The 23,148-nt window shown below is 49.4% G+C and carries 15 protein-coding genes; 6 read left to right on the top strand and 9 right to left on the bottom strand.

What is annotated here, in order from left to right; translation table 11 throughout:
• The 6 genes from FN124_RS20290 (at position 1) to FN124_RS20265 (ending at position 8,926) form a co-directional block, all read left to right on the top strand.
• Positions 1-3,411 (top strand): TonB-dependent receptor, encoded by a 3,411-nt coding sequence (locus FN124_RS20290; protein WP_142686573.1) that lies wholly within the window; start codon positions 1-3, stop codon positions 3,409-3,411.
• Positions 3,412-3,422: 11 nt separating this feature from the next.
• On the top strand, positions 3,423-5,207 hold the full coding sequence (locus tag FN124_RS20285) for a RagB/SusD family nutrient uptake outer membrane protein (protein WP_142686572.1): 1,785 nt from the start codon (positions 3,423-3,425) through the stop codon (positions 5,205-5,207).
• An 11-nt stretch (positions 5,208-5,218) separates the two neighbouring features.
• Entirely contained in the window at positions 5,219-6,451 is a 1,233-nt protein-coding gene (locus FN124_RS20280; RefSeq protein ID WP_221887839.1) for an acyltransferase family protein, read from the top strand.
• A 25-nt stretch (positions 6,452-6,476) separates the two neighbouring features.
• Positions 6,477-7,334 carry an AraC family transcriptional regulator gene (locus FN124_RS20275; protein ID WP_142686571.1) on the top strand — a complete coding sequence of 286 codons (858 nt, stop codon included), beginning with the start codon at positions 6,477-6,479 and terminating at the stop codon, positions 7,332-7,334.
• 116 nt (positions 7,335-7,450) lie between these two features.
• Positions 7,451-8,086, top strand: coding sequence for a class I SAM-dependent methyltransferase (locus FN124_RS20270; RefSeq protein WP_142686570.1), 636 nt, complete (start codon positions 7,451-7,453; stop codon positions 8,084-8,086).
• Between the two features lie 243 nt (positions 8,087-8,329).
• Positions 8,330-8,926 (top strand): short chain dehydrogenase, encoded by a 597-nt coding sequence (locus FN124_RS20265; protein WP_142686569.1) that lies wholly within the window; start codon positions 8,330-8,332, stop codon positions 8,924-8,926.
• A 78-nt stretch (positions 8,927-9,004) separates the two neighbouring features.
• Here FN124_RS20265 and FN124_RS20260 read toward each other — a convergent pair whose 3' ends face one another.
• From FN124_RS20260 to FN124_RS20220, 9 genes are all read right to left on the bottom strand, one after another.
• A complete protein-coding gene (locus tag FN124_RS20260; RefSeq protein ID WP_142686568.1) occupies positions 9,005-9,403 on the bottom strand; it encodes a hypothetical protein in 399 nt (132 codons plus the stop codon).
• A gap of 146 nt (positions 9,404-9,549) precedes the next feature.
• Positions 9,550-10,509: an FAD:protein FMN transferase gene (locus FN124_RS20255; RefSeq protein WP_142686567.1), complete on the bottom strand. Its 960-nt coding sequence runs from the start codon at positions 10,507-10,509 to the stop codon at positions 9,550-9,552.
• A 2-nt stretch (positions 10,510-10,511) separates the two neighbouring features.
• Positions 10,512-12,320, bottom strand: a complete 1,809-nt coding sequence (locus FN124_RS20250; RefSeq protein WP_221887838.1) for an FAD-dependent oxidoreductase — start codon at positions 12,318-12,320, stop codon at positions 10,512-10,514.
• On the bottom strand, positions 12,283-13,440 hold the full coding sequence (locus FN124_RS20245) for a hypothetical protein (RefSeq protein WP_142686566.1): 1,158 nt from the start codon (positions 13,438-13,440) through the stop codon (positions 12,283-12,285). Before FN124_RS20245 ends, FN124_RS20250 begins: the two co-directional genes overlap by 38 nt.
• 9 nt (positions 13,441-13,449) lie before the next feature.
• Complete coding sequence (locus FN124_RS20240; protein ID WP_142686565.1) at positions 13,450-15,924, bottom strand: hypothetical protein; 2,475 nt, start codon at positions 15,922-15,924, stop codon at positions 13,450-13,452.
• Positions 15,925-15,932: 8 nt separating this feature from the next.
• Positions 15,933-17,615: a RagB/SusD family nutrient uptake outer membrane protein gene (locus FN124_RS20235; protein WP_142686564.1), complete on the bottom strand. Its 1,683-nt coding sequence runs from the start codon at positions 17,613-17,615 to the stop codon at positions 15,933-15,935.
• 12 nt (positions 17,616-17,627) lie between these two features.
• A complete protein-coding gene (locus FN124_RS20230) occupies positions 17,628-20,954 on the bottom strand; it encodes a TonB-dependent receptor (RefSeq protein ID WP_142686563.1) in 3,327 nt (1,108 codons plus the stop codon).
• A gap of 313 nt (positions 20,955-21,267) precedes the next feature.
• A complete protein-coding gene (locus FN124_RS20225; RefSeq protein WP_142686562.1) occupies positions 21,268-22,461 on the bottom strand; it encodes a FecR family protein in 1,194 nt (397 codons plus the stop codon).
• An 82-nt stretch (positions 22,462-22,543) separates the two neighbouring features.
• Complete coding sequence (locus tag FN124_RS20220; protein WP_142686561.1) at positions 22,544-23,143, bottom strand: RNA polymerase sigma factor; 600 nt, start codon at positions 23,141-23,143, stop codon at positions 22,544-22,546.
• Positions 23,144-23,148: the final 5 nt, after the last annotated feature.

Raw genomic sequence — 23,148 nt, 5'->3', positions numbered from 1 at the left:
ATGAAAATTAAGTTCCAACGGGCTTTTAGTAAAAGTCTGCATGGCAAGTTACCGGCCATACTTGCTCTGGCGCTGCTGATAACCGGGTTCATACCGGCAGGCGCCGCTTCCTTCACCCAGGAAAAGATCAGCATCTCACTGGAAAAAGTCAGCATAAAAACAGTGCTGAAAACCATTCAACAGAAAACACGTTGCCGGCTTATCTACAACGACGATATTCTCCCGGAAAAACCACCCGTGTCTGTTCATGCACAAAATGCCACGGTAGAACAACTGCTTACACAGGTATTAACCGGCACCACTCTCCGTTACACGGTAATGGATAACAATGCCATTGTAATAGCGCCGGAAAATGTACGCGTAGCTAAACTTACCGGCACCGTAAAAAATGAGCACGGCGATCCGCTGATCGGCGTTTCCGTAAAAGTAAAAGGCAGCAATATTGGTACCGTTACCAATGAAAACGGCCGCTTTGAACTGCAGGCTACCGCAGGCGCAATACTGGTGTTCAGCTATGTAGGATATGAACAAACCGAAATAGTAAGTTCTGCCAGCCCGCTCAATGTGGTGCTGAAAGAAAGCGCCAGCGGCCTGAACGAAGTAGTGGTAGTGGGTTACGGCACGCAGAAGAAAACATCTTCCACTGCTGCGGTAGCAGCCGTACAGGGAAAGGAACTGGCTAAATCGCCGGTTACCAATATCTCCAATTCACTGGCAGGAAATGTGTCTGGTATCAGTATGCGCCCTAATGGCGGCCAACCGGGCAGGGATAACCCCGATATCCACATCCGCGGTATCGCTACCACCGGTAATAACTCACCGCTTATTGTAGTTGATGGTATCATCCGTAATAATATCAACGAAATTGCGCCCAGCTCCATTGCCTCTGTAACAGTGCTGAAAGACGCCGCCGCCGTGGCTCCCTACGGGTTAGGCGGCGCCAACGGCGTTATCCTCATCACCACCAAACGCGGGCAAACCGGTGTGCCCACCCTCTCGCTGAATGCCTATTACGGACTGCAAACGCCTACCTATTATCCTAAAATGCTGAATGCACAGGATTATATGCGCCTGCGTAATGAAGCGTATATGAATGAAAACCCGGGCGGCACCCAACAGCCTTTCAGCGAAGATCTTATCAGCAACTACGCCAGCCTGAACGCAAAAGATCCCGACAAATATCCCATCAGCAATACAAAAGACCTGGTACGCATGCATGCGCCTATCCAGAACTATAACCTGCAATTAAGCGGCGGTACCAATACCATACGCTATTATGCAGGGATGGGCTACCTGCAGCAGGATGGTATGTTTGACCCGATCAACTACAAACGCTACGATTACAACGTAAATATGGAGATAAGCGCTACGCCTACTACCACGGTGTCTTTAGCGCTTATCGGCGCCATCGAAAAAACCAACAGTGTAGATGCCGCCACCACGCCCGGCCAGTTATTCCGCAGCGCGTATAAGCTCATCCCCATCACCAACCTGTACTACAGTAATGGCCTCTGGGGCGAGTTTGCAGGCAATACCCCGGTAGGGATCCTCAAAGCAGGCTACTCCCACCGCGATGCCACCTCCCTGCTAACCACCCTGGGAGTAGAACAGCAACTGCCGTTTATCAAAGGGCTTAGTGTGAAAGGTACTTTCAGCTATGACCCTAACGACTATACGATCAAAGGATGGCATACGCCGTTTTACTTTTACTCACAGAATACATCCACTAACCCTTACACCTATACGAAACAGATCTCTACATCTGAAGGAAGTGCGGCGCCTTACACCTGGCTGAACCAGGAGTACTCGAAAAACCAGTACTATACCTTCCAGGGGTTCCTCAACTATCATAACACATTTGGCAAACACGACTTTACAGGGCTGCTGGTAGCGGAAGCGCGTAAGAACGACTCCACCGGGTTCTCTGCAAGGCGCAATAATTTCGCGGTAGGCATCGACGAGCTGGGTATGGGCAGCTCCAACAAAAATGACTTTGATAACAACGGCTCCACTTCCACCGGTAGCCAGCTGGGTTTTGTATACCGCGTTGGCTATATCTACGATCACAAATACCTGCTGGAAGCAGCCGGCCGGTATGATGGTCACTACTACTTTGCGCCGGGCAAACGCTGGGGCTATTTCCCCGCCTTCTCCGCAGGATGGATCATTTCTGAAGAGAACTTTATGAAAGATCATCCCTCCGCGCTGAACTATCTTAAGCTGAGAGGATCCTGGGGTAAATCCGGTAATCTTGCCGGCACCGCATTTCAATACCTGAACGGGTATAATTTATACGGTAATGCCTATGCCTTCGGCAACGGATCTATGGTACAGGGCTCCAACATCATCAGGGAAGCCAATCCCAATATTACCTGGGAAATATCCACCAAAACAGATATCGGGGTAGATGCTACCTTATGGAAAGGCTTACTTACACTGGAAGTGGATTATTTCCATGAAAGAAGAACGGGCATGCTGCTGCCACCCGCAGTAACCGTACCGGTAGAATATGGACTGGGCCTCTCCGATGAAAACCAGGGCATCATGGAAAACCGGGGGATCGATATTTCTGCAGGAACCTCCCACCGTTTTTCCAACGGGCTGCAGGTGAGTATGAACGGCAACTTCAGCTACGCCAAAAATAAAATGGTGCAGGTATTTGAAACGGCTGCCACACGCAATAATCCCAACCGTAGCAGAACAGGCCGGCCCACTGGTACACAGTTCGGTTATCATGCACTGGGATTGTTTTCCCTGTCGGACGATAAGAACAACGATGGCATCATCAACACCGACGACGGATATAATGTAACCCAGTTTGGCGTACTGCATCCCGGCGATATCCGCTATGCAGATATAGGCGGACCTGATGGCAAGCCCGATGGCAAAATAGACTCCTATGATGAAACAGTGATCGGTAATCCCGTATACCCGTTCATCACGTATGGCTTCACTCCCAGCGCCTCCTGGAAAGGATTTGATCTGAGCCTCTTCTTCCAGGGATCCGCGCTGGCCAGCCTGAACATCCGCGGCTTCCAGACAGTACCGTTTAACAACAACAACAGTAACCCTGCATACGAATACTATAACAATCACTGGACACCCAATACACCGGATGCAAAGTATCCACGTGCTAACCAGTCGCCCTACGCAAATAACACCCAGAACTCTGATTTCTGGATGATGAAAACGGGCTATCTCCGCTTAAAAACAGCGGTGCTGGGATACACGCTACCCGCCCATATTTCCAAGGCAATGAAGATGCAGAGCGTTCGCTGCTACTTCTCCGGCCAAAACCTGCTCACGTTCAGCAAAATGAAGTTCATGGACCCGGAAGTAGGATACACCGACCTGGAAACAGCCTATCCCAACCAGAAAGTAATGGTGCTCGGGATAAACGTAACCTTTTAAAACAAACTGCTATGACCCGCTTTATATTATCATTGCTCGCCGGTACACTTCTATTAGGTATCCTGTCATGCAAAAAAGAATTCCTGGAAAACACCGACAAGGCAAAGCTCACCGATGATTTGCAATGGGGCTCGGAAGGCAATGCCGATCTTTTCCTCAACGATATCTACAGCGCTTTACCCAACTACTGGAACCAGCCGGAAAACCTGGATAATTTCACTGACGATAACGACGCTGGTTTTTACTACACCTCCTACAACTGGAAACAGGGTATCGTGGAAGCATCTTCCAACGACTATACCATATGGGGAGGCATTACCGGTTCAGGCGACCTCACCAACTGGACCACCATCTATACCAACATCCGTAAATGCAATACCTTCATCGCGGAAGTGCGTAAAAATGCGGCCAACTTTTCACCGGAATGGATAAACAAACGCATCGATGAAGCCCGGTTTATCCGCGCGTTCTTTTACAGCGAACTGTGGATGCATATCGGTGGGCTTCCCATCATCACCATTGCGGCCGACCGCCGTACTATGGACAGCTCCATGATCTATGCGCCAAGGAACACCTTTGCCGAAACTGTGACCTTTATTACCACGCAGCTAGACTCTGTTGCCAAAGATGGATACCTGCAGCCTAAATATAACAAAGGCGATGCAGATGCAGGCCGCGCTACCCTGGGCGCCGCGCTGGCCCTGAAAGGATGGGTGGAACTGTACGCCGCCAGCCCTGCTTTCAATGCCGCACAACCCGCCGCCGGCAATGATCCGCACAAAATAGCCGGCTACAATAACTTCGACGGCGGCCGCTGGGCCACTGCCGCTGCTACTTTCAAACAGTTCATCGACCTTTATGGCAACGGTAAAGTATATGAGCTGTTTCCTGATCCTTCCGCTATCTGGTATGAAGCCAATGAATACCATTCGGAAGTGGTGTGGGACCGGCAGGTAGTAGCCAACATCATGGGATCATCTTTTGAGCAGTACGGCGGTCCTGTGTGGATCAACGGCGCCTACTATACCTGGGGCAACTACTGCCCTACACAGGAACTGGTAGACCAGTTCAACATGGCGAACGGCAAACCCATTACTGATCCCACATCCGGTTATGATCCGCAGCATCCGTACATAGGCCGCGAAAGGCGTTTCTACGACTGGATCGTATATGACGGCGCTCCCTATAAAATGGCCTGGATGGATAAAGGCGATACCATTTACACCCGCATCGATAAAGTACGCCCCTCCAAAAACCAGATCGATTTTGGTACCGATGATGTGAGCAACACCGGCTATTACTTCAAAAAACGCCTTAATCCCCTGGTACGCCCCGGCGGCGGTGCAGTAAGCGGCGCCAACTTCATCTACTACCGCTATGCGGAAGTGCTGCTGGGATATGCGGAAGCGCAGAATGAAGCAGCAGGTCCGGATGCCACTGTATACAAGGCTATCAACCAGATACGCAGAAGGGCGGGCCTGCCGGACCTGGCGCCAGGCTTATCACAGGCGGAAATGCGAAACGCGGTTCATCATGAAAGAAGGGTGGAGCTGTGTTTTGAAAATAAACGCTTCTATGATATCATACGCTGGAAAACCGCCAGTACCGTCATGAATGTGGATAAGCATGCCATGAAGATCTCCAATACTTCTCCCAACAACAATGCAGGCGTATGGAAATATGAAATTGTGCCGCTCAATCATCCACATGTGTTCACTCCAAAAATGTTCCTGAACCCGGTACCACAGGATGTGATAGACCGTAACCCGAAAATTGTGCAGAACCCAGGGTATTAAAACCAGAAAAGTTGCAGGGCCTTCCCCCTGCAACTTTTACTTTATCTTCGCCGGCAAAGCAATATACGCATATGCCCACGGTCAGGAACAGCTGGATAGATAACCTGCGCTCATTTATTACGCTATTGGTGGTGGCCCATCATTCGTCGCTGGCATATACTACGTTTGCATCTTTCAATAAAAGCGCCTATATCCTTTCTACCAATCCTGTTGTGGATACTGCCCGGTGGAAGGGACTGGATATCTTCGAAGACTTTAACGATATCTTTTTTATGTCGCTGATGTTCCTGATCAGCGGCATTTTTATGATGAGCAGTCTGCAAAACAAAACCATCGCTATATTTATCCGCGACCGGTTTTACCGGCTGTTCATTCCCTTTATGGCTGGCGTTACCCTGCTGATGCTGATTGCCTACTACCCTTCTTTCCTGCTGGCTACCGGGCAATATAACGTAAAGGCCTATGTGATAGATTTTTTTACGGTAGAAGCATGGCCGGTAGGACCGCCCTGGTTCATCTGGGTACTGTTCGTCTTTAACCTCATTTTCGCTGCATGCTACCCATTTGTAAAGAACGCCGTTACCAAGGCAGGTAATTTCCTTGCAGCGCAAAAACAGTTGCCGGTGAAAATATGCCTGTTATGGTATGTATATACCCTGCTGCTTTATATCCCCATCATACAATTTGTATCGCCCTATGCATGGACCGGCATCGGCCCATTCGATTTCCAGGTGAGCAGGGCACTGTTATACGCAGGCTACTTCCTGCTGGGAATAGTGATTGGCGCCCCGGGGCTTGCCAATGGCATATTTGCAGACGGCGCGGCTTTTGTAAAAAAATGGCCGCTCTGGATGATCAGCTGTTTAGCGATATATGCCTTATTGAAGTGCAGCGAAGCGCCCCTGCTGCAAATGATCCAACGGCAACAGCTTACTGAACAACAGGCCAACCTTATTTACAGGCCGGTATGGATACTGTCGTGCACTATGAGCTGCATTGCTTTCCTTACCACCTTCAAAAGCCTGCTGAATAAAACAAACAACTGGTGGAAATCCCTTTCCGCCAATGCCTATGGTATTTACCTGGTGCATTATATTTTCATTGTTTGGTGCCAGTATTATTTGCTGGATATACCCCTGCCTGCTATCGCCAAGTTCCTGGTTACATTTATAGTATCGGCAGTGCTGGGCTGGGGAACGGTATCCCTGCTGAGACGCATCCCGGTGCTGAAAAGGTATTTGTAGTACCTTTGATGAATATAGTTTTTGTATGGAAGGGATACCAGTCAGGCATATTAACACCACCGGGAGAGCCCCGGAGCTGTCAGCCAGTTTCCACATCCGCGATGTGGAAAGCATGCTTGCAGGGAAAGATATGATACAGGCGCTTCACCGCCACGACTTCTTTTACCTGCTTGCCTTAAAAAAAGGCAAAGGCGTCCATGAAATTGACTTCACCTCCTACCAGGTGAGCGATCATTCCGTTTTCTTCATGCACCCGGGGCAGGTGCATCAACTGGCGCTGAAAGCGGGAAGCACGGGCTACCTGATGCAGTTTCACGGCGCATTCTATACTTCCCCGGATAAGGCCTCTAATAAGCTGTTGTGCAAAGCAAGTCATATTAACCACTACCAGTTTAACGCCGCTAAATTCCAGAAACTGTTTACCATACTAACATCCATTTTCCAGGAATACACCGCCAAACAGGAACGGCACCTGGAAGTGATGAAAGCAAGTATGTACATCCTGTTTGTGGAATTGCTGCGCGACAATAACAGCGCCGCATCCCGGAATAATAACCTTTATGCACAGGAGCGGCTGGATGATTTCCTGTCGCTACTGGAAGTACATGTCTTTGAGCACAAGCAGGTGTCTGAATATGCAGGTATGCTAAACCTTTCGCCCTACCAGCTCAATGCCATCACGAAAGCTACTCTGGGAAAAACCTGTTCGGATGTTATCAATGAACATATCATACTGGAAGCCAAAAGATCCCTGCTGGCAACATCCGACCAGGTGAACCAGGTAGCCTGGCGCCTGGGATACGAAGACGTTTCCTATTTTATCAGGTTCTTTAAAAAGCACACCGGGCACTCCCCCGAAGCATTCAGGCACAATTTCAGATAAGTCCTGTATAACTGTATTTTTGTCCTATCCCTGCATTTACTTACCGGCTTACCTTTGTGAAGATGAAAGCAGCCAGCGGGAAGGCTTGTTTCATTTAACATAAAAAACAAAGGAACATGAATCAATCCTGGGATGAGGAATACAAAAACATGTGGGATAACCGGTATAAAAATACGGAGTATGCCTATGGCAAAACACCTAACCTGTTCTTCAAAGAATGGCTGGAGAAATTTGAGCCGGGCTCCATTTTGCTCCCGGCCGACGGCGAAGGTCGCAACGGTGTATTTGCAGCGCAGCTGGGATGGAAGGTTACCTCTACCGACCTGAGTGCGGAAGGGCGTTCCAAGGCATTGCTGCTGGCTGAAGAACAGCATGTTACAATAGATTATATCGTGGGCGACCTGGAACAGCTAACTTTTCCGCCAGCATCCTTTGATGCCGTTGCCCTTATTTATGCACATTTCGCCGCAGGCAAAAAATCCCTACTCCACAGGAAGCTAAATAACTTTCTTAAACCAGGAGGAATAGTTATCTTCGAAGCCTTCAGCAAAACGCACATCCACCTGAAGCTTGCAGACCCAAAGGTTGGCGGTCCAAAAGATGTTGATATGTTGTTCTCCAAGGCAGAACTAACAGCCGATTTTGAGAATTATGACATCATCATGCTGGAAGAAGCTGAAACCTTACTGGAAGAAGGTATTCATCATACAGGAAAAGGCGCCGTAGTGAGGTTTGTGGGACGGAAGCGGTGATGGCTGAAAATACGGGCTTATGGTATGGTCACAGTATAGCTACAGTATGGATACTCCCCGTTTCCCCCATAGTTCCCCCATAGTTCCCCCATAGTTCCCCCATATATAAGCCATATATAAGCCGCCTTTAAAGAAATACGGCTTAAGTCCGGAAGATCATTCCGTTAGTTTCTGGTTAAGGGAGGATATACCAGGAAGATCAGTATAATGTACTTTCTCTTAATAAATAAAAAAGCAAGGCATATGAAAATTATCATCGTAGGGGCTTCCGGTACAATCGGAAAACGTGTGGTAAACGCCCTCGAAAAAGACCACGAAATAATTAAGGTAGGCTCTAAAAGTGGCGATATCCAGGCAAATCTTACCTCGCCCGCTTCCATAGAAAACCTGTTCAAACAGGCCGGTTCATTTGATGCACTGGTATCTATGGCGGGAGATGCTTATTTCGGTCCGCTGAAAACGGCCACCGAAAAAGAATTCAGTATTGGTATCCAGAGCAAACTAATGGGGCAGATCGACCTGGTGCTCATCGGGCAGCATTACATCAATCCCAGGGGCTCATTCACCTTAACCTCCGGCTCACTTACAGAAGATCCGGTGCTGAGCGGGGCCAATGCCTCCGTAGCCAACGGAGGGATCGACGCTTTTGCACGCGCAGCCGCCATTGAGCTGGAAAACGGGGTCCGCATTAATGCCGTGAGCCCGACTGTAGTGGAAGACTCTCCGGGGTATTTCCCTTACTTTCCGGGGCAGATCCCCGTATCCATGGAGCGGGTGGTTAATGGGTATATTAAAAGTGTATTGGGAGCGGGTACAGGACAGGTGATCAAAATACATTAAAGCTATTTGATGAATATGCTGGTATCAGCAGGTTATTATCCTGAGGGATATTGACCTGCTGATATTGAACGGAAACGGCTATTTCTTTGCAATCGTTTTATGCACATTTTTTTTCTCCTTTTTTCTCAGCTCCTTATTGGTACTGATATTACAGGCCTTTTCTTTCTCCGCCAGCAGAAACCAGCTAAGTGCAGGTATGGTGTTATTTGAATGCAGCTCCAGCCGGATAAAGAGCTCATCATTGGGAATCTCTTTATTGTGAATAATGCGGCTTAAACGGGTTTCGTCAATGCTGATCTCCGCAGCAAATTCTTTTTGTTTCTTTTGTACAGCGCGGATGTAGGCGGCAAGGAAATAGCCGGAATGCTTGGATTCCTGGTACTCTAATGATTTAATAACACTGGCCATCTGGTACTTAACCTGTAATAAATCTGCCCTGAGATGATCTTCTTTGGTCATCTTTTTCAGTAATTCCATATGATAGGCCACCAATATTTTTATCTTCGGCCGCTTTCTCTTCTTTGGAAAGCCCATGAGGATAGATATTCTCTATCGGAACATATGGCAGGCCCATAAAGAGCCGCCATTACCTGGCAGCCCTTCATAAAAATCTGGTACTATCGTTATTTAATAAGCTCCCTTACTCCCTCCGTCATCCACACCTTCACTTCCCCGTCTGCGCCTATGTACACAAGATACGCATCCAGGTCTTTCCGCTGCTGCAGGAACTCTTTTGTTCCGGCTACGCCCATTACCATAAAAGCAGTATCATATCCATCGGCAGTAATGGCATCAGCTGAAAACACTGTAACGCTCAATAGGGAATCCGGTGTGGAATAACCCGTTTTGGGATGAATGATATGCCCTGATACAGCGCCGTTCAGCGCATAATGATCGCGGTAATTACCGGCAGTGGTAGCGGCCATATTATGCAGCTGCACCGTGGCCAGTTTCACTGACGGATACAAAGGGTTATCGATTCCGATGGTCCACGGAGCGCCATTTTTAAGCCCTTTACAGCGCACTTCTCCTCCCACTTCTACCATGTAGTTGCTGATGCCGTTGCTATCCAGCAACGCGGCTAAAACGTCTACGGTATAGCCCTGGGCAATACCGTCAAAGTCAAGGCTCACACCTTCCTTTAGTTTGCTTACACCGGTTTCATCAAAGCGGATACGGGAAAAACCTACATATTGCAACAGGGAATCGGCCTTTTCCCACCAGGGGGTATGCGTACGTTTTCCCTGGCGATAAGCAGCGCTGAGCGGCATCACCGTAGGATCAAAAGCACCGTTTGTAGCGCTGTATACTTCTGCCGATTTTTTCAGCACCGGGTAAAAATAAGGCAGCTGGAATTCGATGGAAAGGGAGTTGTTGAATAAAGAGATCTCTGAATCCTTCCGGTAAACGGATAAACACTGATCGATATCCTGAAGAATATGGGTGATCTGCGACGTAAAATCCCGCTGCTGTGCATCTTCATATTGAATATGCCAGGTGGTCCCCTGCGCGCTGCCTTCCAGGTGTATCATGGAAGGCGCTACGCTAATATGCAACAGCAGCAGGAAATAAACGGCGTACATGTTTAATTTTTAAGCAGATTCATTAATTCATCCAGGTGATCGGTGTATACGCTCCTCGGGCTGCCGTGATACTTATTAGCCACATAGGCAGCAAAGCCTACCACTTCTCCCATCATACCGCAGGTACGCATCACACGGGTACTTCCAAAAGCTACGTGCGTAGTGCTGATATTCCTTCCTGCCATGAACAGGTTGCTGATATTTTTTGAATAAAGGCAACGGTATGGAATAGTGTACGGTGCTACCCTGATATGTTTGGTGCCGGCAAAAAATTCCTGTCCTTCAAAATATTTTTTATTAACAGGATCCGGGAAATGCAAATCAATAGTCCAGGTAGCGGTTACGGCGCCATCCGGATACATTTTACCTTCCTGGATATCCATTTGCGTGAGGATATGATCCCCGATAAGCCGCCGGGATTCCCGTTTACCGCCGATATAGGCAACCCACGCCAGCTGCTGCTTCCCGTATTTTTCGGGTTTACTGTTCTTAAGATACGACCAGTTGCCATAAATGGCCCGCAGGTTATGATCGCGGATCTGCTCCGCCTCGGTGATAGTGTTGAAGTTACCAAACCCGGTTTCCCACTCCCAGTCGGCTTTAGATGCGTCAATATGGTATTCGTCTGAAAACTGCAGCGCCCATGGCGTGGCGGGGAAGCTGGTTATGGTATCCGTTGGCAGGGATGCCCAAAGGTTGGAGGTACCCAGCGTAAAGCTGTCGGGTTTCTCGGCTGCCAGCGATTCGCCTGTTTCTGCCTTACTTTCCCGTCCCATCCTGAAAGCCGCGCCGGCCAGGTATCCCAGGGTGCCATCGCCGGTACAATCAGAGAAATAAGTACCCGTAAAACGCGTTTCCTGGCTGGTGGCAATATCGCGGCCTGTAACTGCTATGATACGGTCTTTCTCTTTTTCTGCTTTGAATACATGGGTATTGAGAAACAGGGTGAGATTTTTTTCTGCCTTAACGATCTCAATCTTCCGGGCATCGCCATATTCCTGGGCATCGGGATTACCGTTACCGGGATCGCCGTTATCCATTTCCCTTACAATGCGGCCCAGCTTGGGATAATAATTTTTGTCGATATCGCCCTTCAGGTGCACACGTATTTCTGAACTGTTGTTTCCACCCAGCACAGGCCTGTCCTGTATCAGCGCTACCTTCAACCCCATGCGGGAAGCGGAAATAGCAGCGCAGGTGCCGGCAATGCCGCCTCCTACTACTACCAGATCGAAAGGCCCTGCCTCTTTAGGTGCAGCCGTTAAACGCAACAGTTCACGACGCAATGCGCCCAGCGCAGCCGCATCATCGGGCGGGGTAAATTTACCGGTGGTAAACATCAGTGCATCACAACGGCCGTTAAAACCGGTAAGGTCATGCAATGCTATTTTCGCGGGGCCGGCAGGAAGTGTGATCTCGCCTCCATCGTACCATTTCCATTTATCATTGCCGCTTTCGCCAAACACTGTTTTAACCGGTGTGTCATTCACCACCAGCCTGAACTTCCCCGGTCCTTTCGGGAAAGGCGCCCAGTCTTTGGTACGCACCCATACATGATACGTGCCTTTCTCCGGGAAATTAACAGTGGTAACGGCGTCTTTCACGGGCCGGCCCATACCATGGGCCATCAGGTAGGAAGAACCGATAACGGGAAACGACTGCTGGTCAATTACCCAGCCTCCTTTTTCTGCAAAGGATTCTGTTTCCACAAATATCCGCTGCTGCGCCTGCAGCCATTGTGTGCATACGCATAGCAGCAACAAGGGCAACCAGCTATTTTTCAGCTGAAGGATGCGTTTGTTCATATTCATAGATCATTGTTTTTATAGTATGATTTACCGGTTGGTGCTGTAACAGGAAAGCATGGATAGCAGCCGCTTTGCCGGTATCGGGACTTTTCAGCTGGGCCGCCAGCTGCTGCATAACAGTTTCCGGCAGCCCCGGCGTTGCCTGCAAGGCAGTTATGATCAGGCGGAACTGTTCTTCATTGGCGGTAGTGCAGGCTGTTGCAAGATGTTTTGCCATGGCGTCGCTCAGCGGTACAGTGGATAACTTCCGCAGTACTGTTAGCTGCAATGGATAACTGCTACGGCTATACGTATCCCATAACCATGCCTGTGCCTTGGCGCCGGTAATAAAACCGGGATGTACCTGTTGCAATGTGTGCCGTGCAATAAAAATATTCTTACCATTAATCAGTGCGCGGATATCGTCTTCAAAACCGGGCTTTATTTTCCCGCTTTTATCCATTACCCGTTCCAGCGCCTTATACTGGTATGCATAATTCCCTGAACTCAAAAAGCGATGCAGCAATGCGGGGTTGATATACGTATCTGTGATACGCATTATTTCATCTGTTACCGGTCCGTGTGCCATGTGCCATAACGTATAACAGGTATACACCGCTCCGGAGATCACTTCATTCTTAATTGTTTTCAGGGTGGCGCCGGTATGGGCATCCACTGAGTCGGTAAGGTTTTCTGTTCCGGGTACAATAAGGTCGGTAATGGCCAGATCTGCGAGCAATGAATTAGGCTTCAGCAATATCTCCTGCAATTTTGCGTAATCTTCCGGTTTAAATTCTTTGTGATTCAGCTTGGTCAGCACTTCCCCTGCAGGCAGATCATAGCGGATATAATTGCCCAGCAGGTCCCAGTAAAGATTGATGTATACCGGTTTACATTCTCCCGTATAACAAACCGGTGTAAAAATATGACGATAGTAATACAGTGGCCTGTTATCCTGGTCCAGCGCCAGCTGTAGCTCGTAAGCCGCCGTATCGCTCACGCGATAGGCTTTATACGTGGCCGCCGGCGGCAATAATGCCCCGTTACCCAGCACGTCTTTCACGGCGCCGGTATCGGCAACAAAAGCCATCCCGTTGGTTACCTGCCAACACCATATCAGTAAACAAGCCACTGCGTATTTCATGTTCGCTGTTTATTTATAGTCCAGCCATGCAGTGGCACGGCAGTTTTTATTGACGGTGAAACGGATCCAGCGTGATTCAAAGCCATCGGGGAACTGCCACTTAAACGTTTCGCCCGGCCCTACCGTTACGGTTTTATAGTTCATCCAGGCGCCGGTGCCTACAGGGTCTATATCAATGGTGAATTCAACCGGCATACCGGCATCATGTGATAGCTGCAACTGCCGTTGTGAATAAAACCCGGTGAGATAAGGATCTGAAGGCTTACCGGCTTCCACGGCCGCATCTTTCCATGGTCCCCCTTGTCCTGTAGGCCGGCCCAGCTGCCAGAGGTCATCAATAGCGCCTGCCCATACCATAGCTTTTTTATCGTCCGATACAATGATATGTGCCCCGGCTTTTGTTTCCGGCACAATGCCCGTCATTACCAGCATGCCGCGGTAAGCAGCGTAATCGTTGATCCGGAAAGGGTGCGACGCCACGGGTCTTATTTTTGCATACCCGTCTGCATTCTCCGCAGGTAACTCGTAAAAAGTGCCCATGCAGTTAAACAGGTCTCTTTCGGTAGATACCTCGCGGCAAATGCGCAAGGCGGCTTTGCCTGTAAGCCCTGTAAAGGCGTCATCGCCCAGGGGCAGCCGCCACCTGCGGCCTTTGTCGTCTACAATCAGCACGCTGCCGGGCTCAATGGTCACGGCCTGTTGAGGGATGGCAAATTTCTGCCGGATAAAATCCGCTGTGGCAGGATCTTCTTTTTTCACGAGGCGCATATCGCCATCCAGCTCATAATAGCCTTCCACAGTGGCATCCGCGTTTTTATAGGATTGTGCCAGTATGCCAAGTGCGCGGCGATCGTTGCCCAGGCCATATAATAAACCGCCGTTGGAGTTGACGTCCGTTACTTTGCTCAGACCGTTGAAAATAGCAGCTGGCGCAGTTTTGCGGGTATCGCTGCCTGCGTAAGAGAAATGCGCTGTGGCCACCACCTGTTGTGCGGCAGTAATACGGATCCATTCTCCGGGCATATTTTCAGGAAAAACAATATCGCCGGTTTTACCAGGTAATACGGTTACCTTTTGCGCCACGCTCCAGTTGCCATCGCCCTTATCTGTTTCGAAAGTGAATTCTACAGGTTGTTTGCCGTTATGCGTGATCCGTGCGCTGCGGTGGGGCCAGCCGGCAAAAAGAAAGGGTTCCGATGGTTGTGATGCCGCTACTGTTTCATTGAGCCATACGGCGCCTTCAGCGGTATTGGGCCCCAGTGCATCCGGCTGCTGCAGGGAAGTGAACCAGAGGTTGGAATTGGATTGGCCAGGGCCTTCAATGCTTCCTTTAGCGGTGCGCTTATTGAGAAATTCCTTCTGGGCAGCATCGTCGCAGCCAAATACCAGCTGGTTCTGCCAGCGGGTAAAGTCGCCGATCACTTTCAGGTAAGCACTACGGGGACGGATACCCGCAGTATGCCCGGTAGAGAAAGTGCCTGGGAAATGCCAGAACATGCCGTGCATGGTCATGAGGTAATCCGGGTTATTTTCAGTGCCTACATCGCGGATACGCGGCCATTCTGTATTCCAGCCGTGCGCGCCATCGTAGCTATGACTGGCTTTGGGCAACCGGAAAAAGCTCCATTTCCTCTGGTCGCGCAAGCCGAGTAACACAGATTTATGATCCCACCCGGTAGCCCATATAGGATCAGTGGCCGGGTTTTTATTTCCGGAGATGCCCCCCGGGCCGGTGATTTCCGTAAACTGATTCCGGCGCACTACTTTCCAGTCTTTTCCATTCCACTCCGATAATGATCCCGCTTCAATATCAAACTGTGTAAGCGCTTTAGGCCCGGGCTCTCCATTGTTGGAATAGATCAGTACCCCCTGGCCGGAGTACAGGCCTTTACCATGCGCTCCCGGCAATAAGGCGGAAGCTGTGTTGGCGGTAGTATCTGCGCCTTTCCTGCTCTTTACATTTCCATCTTCATATAATAAAGTGGGCTGAAGGGTTTTTACATCTACTTCATAAAAACCTTCTTCCATAGTGCCGTAATAAATTTTTCCGGCAGGATCGGTAAGGTGGCGCGCATTTCCTGTATGCCGGCCGGGCATGGCAGTGTAGGGTATTACACGCACGTCCCCGTTTTCACCTATGGCATAAGGGCCTATGAATAACTGGTGACTTTCCGGGTGAATCATGCGATTGGCCGGTGTGCCGCCTATGCTTTCTTTCCTTACCACCTGTTTCAGGTCCGGTGTAATTTCATATAATTTGTCTGACGATCCGAAAGGCAGATGGGGACCATACGTAATCACCCAAAGTTTTCCGGCCCAGGGGACTACAGCACCCGTACCGCATTCGCCTTCCCTGTTATACATGGCAAGCTGCGGGTAAATGCCGCTGAACGAACGTGGTGCGGTTGCTTTCTCACTTCTGCAGGCAGCGCCCATCATACCAATTGTAACCAGTGCTGCTGCCAGATAATTCCTTTGTTTCATGCTATCGCTTAATAGTTTGGATTCTGGGTTAAATGACTGGTGAGTACTTCGGTTGAGGGAATGGGCCACAGGTACTGGCGGGTGGCGTCGAACTTGCGCACAGTGATCTGCTTTACCAGGCCCGCGTTATACATCGCCGTAAAGTCAGCAATACCATCTTCATCAACCGCGGGGGTTTGCGGGAAGAACCACAATCCCGGCTGCACTATTTTTGTACGTAAATCCGCAGGCTCCAGTAAACCATAGTTGGCTTTATTCAGCACTTTCTCTGCCAGCTTCCAGCGGATGATATCCATATAACGGATGCCTTCCATGGCAAATTCCATTCTTCTTTCCGTACGGATAATTTTACGCAGCGCAGCCTGATCGGTAGCAGTTACTGCAGGATAGGCAGCCGTATTCGTATATACGGTACCGTATGCCCGCGCCCTCACTTTGTTGATGGCATCGCGCACGGTCTGATCAGTTTCACCCAGTTCTGTTTTTGCTTCTGCATAGATAAGCAGTACATCAGCAAAACGGATAATGATATTATCCGGTTCTATCTTCCAGGAGTTGAGGAGCCAGTCGCCATCCACTCCTTTCTTCCACAACAGCCCGTTAAAGGATGCATACTGCGCAACGGAGCGGGTGTCTTTATTCTCCACATATTTATTCTCTGCTACAGACAGTACCCTCACGGAATCCGGGTGCGGCTGGAAGATGTATCCAAGGTGCGGCGTCTGGAACTCAACGATGGTAGCGGCACAGCGGGGATCGCGGTTATCGAACGGACGGCGGGGATTGAATAAAGGTGATTCATCTACCGGTAATCCGTCTTTACATAAAAAACTACAGAACAGGTCCCACGACGGATCCTTGGCAGCCCAGCCACCGGCATTACGCGACACATAATTCTGGCAGTCGTCGAAAGTAACTTTCAATGTAACTGATCTTGGTAAGCCAAAAACAGTTTCCACGGAGTTCTTTGTTTTCGGGAGGAACAGGTTACCAAAATTATCGTGCAGCTTATACACATCCAGGTCCATACAGGCTTTGGCTGCATCGCGGGCTACGGCCCAATCGCCCATATACAGGGCAATACGTGCTTTCATGGCCAGTGCAGCGCCTTTGGTGGCACGTTTTAATTCTGATGTGCTATAGGTTGGCTTCAGGATATCAGCGGCAAAGTCAAAGTCTTCATAGATCTTTTTCAGTACAGTAGCTTTGTCTGTTTGTTTCAGCTGTAATGCCTGTTCAATGTCGAGCATGGAATCCGTATAAATAATATTACCGTAGTGCGACAACAAACGGGAATACATACACGCTCTTACAAATCTTGCTTCACCGGTATACCTGGCGATCTGGTCGGCCGACAATACCTTATCTGCCCTTGAGATGCTTTGCAGGATATTGTTAGCGCGGGCTACGGCTTTATAGGTATCTGTCCACCAGCTTTTCACAAAATCTGTTTCACCATTGATAGTAGCGCCGGTAACAGGGGTAGTAACATCGCGGTATACCCAGTCGTCGGTCCAGTCGTCGCTGTCCTTCATCCAAAAATTATTTTTATACAATCCGTTGAGCGACATTTCTATTTCTTCCGCATTGGAATTCCAGGTTTCACTGGAGCCGTCTGACAGCGGATTAAGATCCAGGCTGCCACAGGCGCTGAAAAGTATAATACCGGCTATAAGCGTTAGTTGTTTCATGTTCATGGAATTTTAGAATTTAACTGATGCGCCAATAACATAACTGGTGGTGATAGGATAACCTAATCTTGGTTGTTCGGGGTCCCATCCTTTCGGGAAGTTGTGCACCGACAACAGGTCGCTAACGCTGCCGTATATACGAACACCTTGTATATGGATCCGCTTTACCCAGTCGTTAGGCATGGAATAGCCTATACTGATATTTTTCAGGCGGAAATAGGCGCCGTTGATCAGCCAGAAGTCGGACATAGCGTAGTTATTACCCGCGGAGGTATTGGTATAGCGCGGAAACCTGGCGGCTTTGTTCTGTTCGGGTGTATTGTATTTGCTCCAGGAGTTGCCATCCAGTATGGCCGGGAAGTTGCCGAAGTTTTCAAGGAGCGGCCGTACCATATCAGTGGTGAGGCGGGAGTTTTGTTTGCCTACGCCCTGGAATACGATACCAAAATCCCAGTTGCGGAATCCGCCGTTCAGGCTAATACCGTACTGGTAGCGGGGCAGTGAGCCTCCCAGCAGTACACGGTCATATTCAGGTGAGATTTTACCATCAGGTACGCCATCGGGGCCGCTGATATCCCGGTAGCGGATATCGCCTGGCTTCACGTTGGCGTTGAGTTTGGCTGATTTATCCACTTCCTCCTGGGTTTGATAAATGCCATCAGATACGTATCCGTACCATTCGTTAAATTCGCTGCCTTGTCTTTTAATGGAATCGCCAATAAACTGCGTTCCGCCCAGGTCGCCCATTTTTGATACGAAATCGGATACATTCACAGATACGCTATAACGGAAATCACCGATGCGATCACTCCATCCTACCTGTGCTTCCCAGCCGGTGGTATACATTTTACCGGTATTCTGGTAAGGGTTATCGAAACCTATATAATCGGGAATTTCCAGTTCCAGCAGGATATCATTGGTGGTTTTCTTAAAATAATCGCCGGTAAAGCGCAGCCGGTTATCGAGGAAGTCCAGGTCTGCCCCCAGATCCCAGGAATGCGTGGTTTCCCAGGAGATATCGCGGATGGCGTATTGCCATTGTGCGGCAGATTGTGCAGATACCGCGGTATTGCCTTTATAGAACAGGGAATTATTTTCAAACCGCAGCAATGCCTGGTAGGGGTAATTACCGATACGTTCATTACCCAATGAGCCCCAGGAAGCACGCAGCTTTGCAAAGGATAGCCAGGGAGCGGTTGACTTCATAAACTTTTCTTCTGATATCACCCAGCCGGCAGAAAATGAGGGAAATGAGCCCCAGCGGTAACCTGCTGCGAAACGGGAAGAGGCGTCATAGCGGATATTCCCCTGGAACAGGTACCTGTCTTTATAGCTGTATGTAATCCTTCCGAACCAGGAGCGGTAAGCATTTTCATAAGCGCTGCCGCTGTTGTCACGAAACTCCAGCGGGCCCAGGTTCAGGTAAGGATAGTTGGTGAGGGCATACTGGCCGCGGGAAGCGCCCAGGTCTTCATTGAATGCCTTAAAATACTCATAGCCGCCCATGAGGCTGAAGCTGTGATCTTTGATCTGTTTATTGTAATTGACGATGAACTGGGTAGTGTAACGGTAGCTGTCGTTGCGTCCTTCTTCCAGCTTAGTTTCCGTCAGGCCTTCGATATAACCTGAAATGGCATTAGGATTATTGAAAGAAGTATAAGGTACTTTGCGGGTGAAGCGTTTGCCTTTATCAAAGTTAAGGAAAGGCGCTACCACGCCGGAGATCTTCAATCCTTCTATTGGAGTGAAGTCGAGCCCTACTTTTCCTCCCAGCTGGTTAAACCAGTCGTTGTCGAACCCGCCATATTTGGTTTGCACATAAATATTGGCGCCATCTTTTCCTGCGCCGATGCGCCCGTCCGACCACATAGCCGCATAAATAGGTGGCATGATGCCCATTTTATACATCGGGTCAATGGTAGGTTGTTTAACGATGGTGCGTTTGTAGTTCACATCCACACTGGCGGTGAGGTATTTATTGATAGTGATATCGTTGTTAATGCGGGTAGTAAGTCGGTCGTAGGAGCGGTCGTCGTACAGTGCGCCTACTTTATCGTACACCAGCGAAACCCTGGAGCGCAGGGCTTTACCGGCGCCGGAAATACTGAGCGCATGGCTCTCGCGCGGAGCGCTGTTATTAAGGATCAAACCTCTCCAGTCGGTGTTGGGGTATTGGTCAGGATTTTCTGCATGGAGTGATGCGTAGTTATCCACAATATCTTTGGTATAGGTAGGATATTCGTTGGCGTTATTGCCATTATCATTCCAGCGCAGCTCATTGGTGAGTTGCATATAACGTACGGCATTGGCATAATCCGGCAGTTTGGTCGGTTTTTCCGCACCATATTCGTAGGTATAGTTCAGATCCAGCTGCCCGTTTTTGGCGCGCTTGGTGGTTACCAGGATTACGCCGGCAGCAGCGCGGGAGCCGTAAATGGAGGCAGACGCCGCATCTTTCAGCACCGAAATATTATCGATATCATTTGGGTTGATGGAGTTGATGTCATCTACAGGTACGCCGTCGAGGATGATGAGCGGTGTAGCGCCTGCATCTGTAATAGTGGTAATCCCTCTCACGCGGATCTGCGCAGTGGCGCCCGGTGCGTTATTGGTGCGGGTTACCATTACACCCGGAACTGCGCCCTGCAATGCCTGCGATACCTGGGTGGTTTTACGGGCGGCAAGGCCATCGCCTTTTACGGTGGATACGGCGCCGGTAAGATCACTTTTCTTCATGGTACCGTAACCAACTACCACCAGTTCGTCCAGTGCAGTGTTGGCGGCTTTGCTGAGGCGGATATTCAGGTTATACTGGCGGTTTACCGTCACTTCTTCCTTATTGAATCCTATGTAGGAAAAAACGATCACGGCGCCATCGTTCACATTGGCAAGCCGGAACTCTCCTGCTTCGTTGGTAACGGTAGCGTTGCTGGTACCTTTCTGCAATACGGTAACACCGGGCAATGGTGTATTGGATTCGTCGGTAACGCGGCCGGTGACCGTCCACCCGGGTACCAGCAGCTTCAGGATGGGGGGTAATGTCAGCAGCTCCTGCTTTCTGATCGCGATGGTTCTGTCGAGGATCGTAAAGGTCATCCCCTGGTCTTTCAGCGCAGCTTTCAATAAAACCTCCAGCGGCGCATCTTCCACGGAAAGTGTTACCGGCCTGCTGCTTTTCAGCAGCTGGTTGTCATAAAACACAACGTATCCCGTTTGCTTCTGGATAGCGGCAAAAACGGATTTCAGTGACACAGATTTACCCGAAAAACTAACTGTTTGTGAAAGGCTGGTGGCGCTTACGTTCAGTAGTAGTAAGGTGAACAGGATCGTTAACTTCATAGCTAACAGCGTTTTGGTTGAGCATAGCGTGCGATGCCGGGAAGTTTTGCTGCCAGCCGGGGAAATAGCCCACGGGGTAATGGCAGCAGTAGTCCGGCTGCAAAGAGCGATACAATTAATTTGCATACATTTGCAGTGTTTGGTTGAATGAATAAGGAGTCTTCGCCGATTTTTTGTTTATGTTATCCAGACGCCGCCGGAAATGTTATCAGCGTTTCCGGCTTTGTTTTGCATAACAATCAATAACTATAAACTACAGGAGTTTATACAGTGGAATTAGTGTTCATTTTAGCAGTGAATCAGTAACGTGGTTTTATTTTAAAACAATAATTTTTTTCCCTTCTATCTTAAATTTCACCCCATTTTCTTCCAGTATTCCCAACACTTTGGTTAGAGGTAAGGAGCGCTGTATACCGCCGCCAAAGCTCTTTTCAGGAATAGCCCCTTCGTAGGAAACATTGACGTCGTACCATTTCTCTATTTGCCGCATTACAGTTGGCATATCTGCATCAGTAAACTGGAAGAAGCCGTTTTTCCAGGCGATGGTTTCATCGGTATCTATATTTTCAGTAACGTGTAATACATTATCCTTTCCTACTCTCGCCTGCATGCGCGGGCGGAGCATCATACTAATTTTCCCCACAGCTACGCTCACGGTGCCATCCACCAGGGTGGTGCGTATGGCTGGTTCCTCCGTATAGGCATTTACGTTAAAGCGTGTGCCCAGCACCGTTATTTCCGTGTTCCCTGCAGCTACCCGGAAAGGCATATGGGCATTGGGGGTTACTTCGAAATAGGCCTCCCCTTTTACGGTTACTTTTCTTTCCTTGCCGGTAAATGCAGCAGGATATGTGATGGAAGAAGCAGCATTGAGCCATACCTGTGTGCCATCCGGCAAAGTGAGGTGATATTGCCCGCCCCGTGGGGTGCTCATGGTATTGTACATGGCTTCGCTGTTGCCGTTGCCTATATAAGCCAGTTCACCATTTGCCTGCTTGATGATTTTTACTGCACCCTGCCGGCCCAGCAGGCCGTTGCCGGCGCTGTCAAGCGCAATTGTACTGCCATCGGCCAGGGTGAGTATAGCGCGGTTACTGCCGGGCATTACTTCATTTTTGTAACGCTGTTGCCTGCTTTCCGCCACAGGCGCCGGCGCCGGCTGGTGCTGCCAGGCCCACATGCCAATGCCGCCCATTAGAAACAGACCTGCAGCTGCCCACCATATTTTGCGGCGGTTGCGCATAGGAACCACCTCTGCTCCGGATGTTCCGGTTACTGCAACTGTTCCCGTTGTGCGGCCAAACATGCCTGCTACAATACGATCCGACATTTCATCAGGCATCTGTATCAACGGTACATGCGACTCCCAGGCATCGCCCAATACCTGCTGCAGCACGGCATCATCCGTTTGTCTGCTGATCCATTCTGCCAGTTCCAGCTTTTCTGCCGGTGTACAGGTATTATCGAAGTAGCGTGTTGCCAGGTAGTTGATCCTTGCTGAAATCATGCGGTTTTTACTTTATACAGGAAGCTGTACTATTATAGACACATGGGCCAAAGGATATAACTAGTGGGAGGGAAAATATTTTTTACAGGAAGCTATCCACCACCAGCAGCAGGCAGGAAGCGCCTGTAATAGATTGCAAATGTGGCCCCAGCTGCTGGCGTATGCTGCGCAGCGCGGCAATCATATGATTATTGACGGTAGAGGGGGATATATTAAGCTGCCGGGCAATTTCTTCGTGTTTCAGCCCCTGCTCCCGGCTCAGGGTGTACACGAGTTTTTGTTTTGGTGGCAGATGATCCAGCGCGTATTGCAGCTTTTCCCGTACCTCGCGGATACGTAACTGTTCCCCTGCATCCGCCGATGCGGCTTCGGTGGTCCGGGTCAGCTCGGCCATGATCAGGGCTTCCTTTGCCATCCGCCGGAATGCATTTAGCACGTGGTGCTGCGCCATCCGGTAGATATACCCACCAAACTGTTCAATGTCCGCTAATTGCTCCCGGTTTTTCCACAATTTCAGGAATACATCCTGTATCACATCTTCTGTCATTTCCGGGGATTCCGTTAACCGCAAAAGAAAGCTGTACAATTTATGCCTGTATAGGAAAAACAGCTGCGTAAATGACTCCTCATGGCCTGCCGCAGCCTTTAGCAACAATTTCTTTTCAATGTGTACCTGCTCCATGAAAC

It is taken from the genome of Chitinophaga polysaccharea (genome assembly GCF_902150045.1).
Lineage (GTDB): Bacteria > Bacteroidota > Bacteroidia > Chitinophagales > Chitinophagaceae > Chitinophaga > Chitinophaga polysaccharea_A.
This window is presented reverse-complemented; position numbering and strand designations above follow the sequence as displayed.

What these genes read in the sequence shown, in the direction of transcription:
- FN124_RS20290 (WP_142686573.1), top strand. Translation starts at nt 1, where the DNA reads ATGAAAATTAAGTTCCAACGGGCTTTTAGTAAAAGTCTGCATGGCAAG.
- FN124_RS20285 (WP_142686572.1), top strand. Translation starts at nt 3,423, where the DNA reads ATGACCCGCTTTATATTATCATTGCTCGCCGGTACACTTCTATTAGGT.
- FN124_RS20275 (WP_142686571.1), top strand. Translation starts at nt 6,477, where the DNA reads ATGGAAGGGATACCAGTCAGGCATATTAACACCACCGGGAGAGCCCCG.
- FN124_RS20270 (WP_142686570.1), top strand. Translation starts at nt 7,451, where the DNA reads ATGAATCAATCCTGGGATGAGGAATACAAAAACATGTGGGATAACCGG.
- FN124_RS20265 (WP_142686569.1), top strand. Translation starts at nt 8,330, where the DNA reads ATGAAAATTATCATCGTAGGGGCTTCCGGTACAATCGGAAAACGTGTG.
- FN124_RS20260 (WP_142686568.1), bottom strand. Translation starts at nt 9,403, where the DNA reads ATGGAATTACTGAAAAAGATGACCAAAGAAGATCATCTCAGGGCAGAT.
- FN124_RS20255 (WP_142686567.1), bottom strand. Translation starts at nt 10,509, where the DNA reads ATGTACGCCGTTTATTTCCTGCTGCTGTTGCATATTAGCGTAGCGCCT.
- FN124_RS20250 (WP_221887838.1), bottom strand. Translation starts at nt 12,320, where the DNA reads ATGAATATGAACAAACGCATCCTTCAGCTGAAAAATAGCTGGTTGCCC.
- FN124_RS20245 (WP_142686566.1), bottom strand. Translation starts at nt 13,440, where the DNA reads ATGAAATACGCAGTGGCTTGTTTACTGATATGGTGTTGGCAGGTAACC.
- FN124_RS20240 (WP_142686565.1), bottom strand. Translation starts at nt 15,924, where the DNA reads ATGAAACAAAGGAATTATCTGGCAGCAGCACTGGTTACAATTGGTATG.
- FN124_RS20235 (WP_142686564.1), bottom strand. Translation starts at nt 17,615, where the DNA reads ATGAAACAACTAACGCTTATAGCCGGTATTATACTTTTCAGCGCCTGT.
- FN124_RS20230 (WP_142686563.1), bottom strand. Translation starts at nt 20,954, where the DNA reads ATGAAGTTAACGATCCTGTTCACCTTACTACTACTGAACGTAAGCGCC.
- FN124_RS20225 (WP_142686562.1), bottom strand. Translation starts at nt 22,461, where the DNA reads ATGATTTCAGCAAGGATCAACTACCTGGCAACACGCTACTTCGATAAT.
- FN124_RS20220 (WP_142686561.1), bottom strand. Translation starts at nt 23,143, where the DNA reads ATGGAGCAGGTACACATTGAAAAGAAATTGTTGCTAAAGGCTGCGGCA.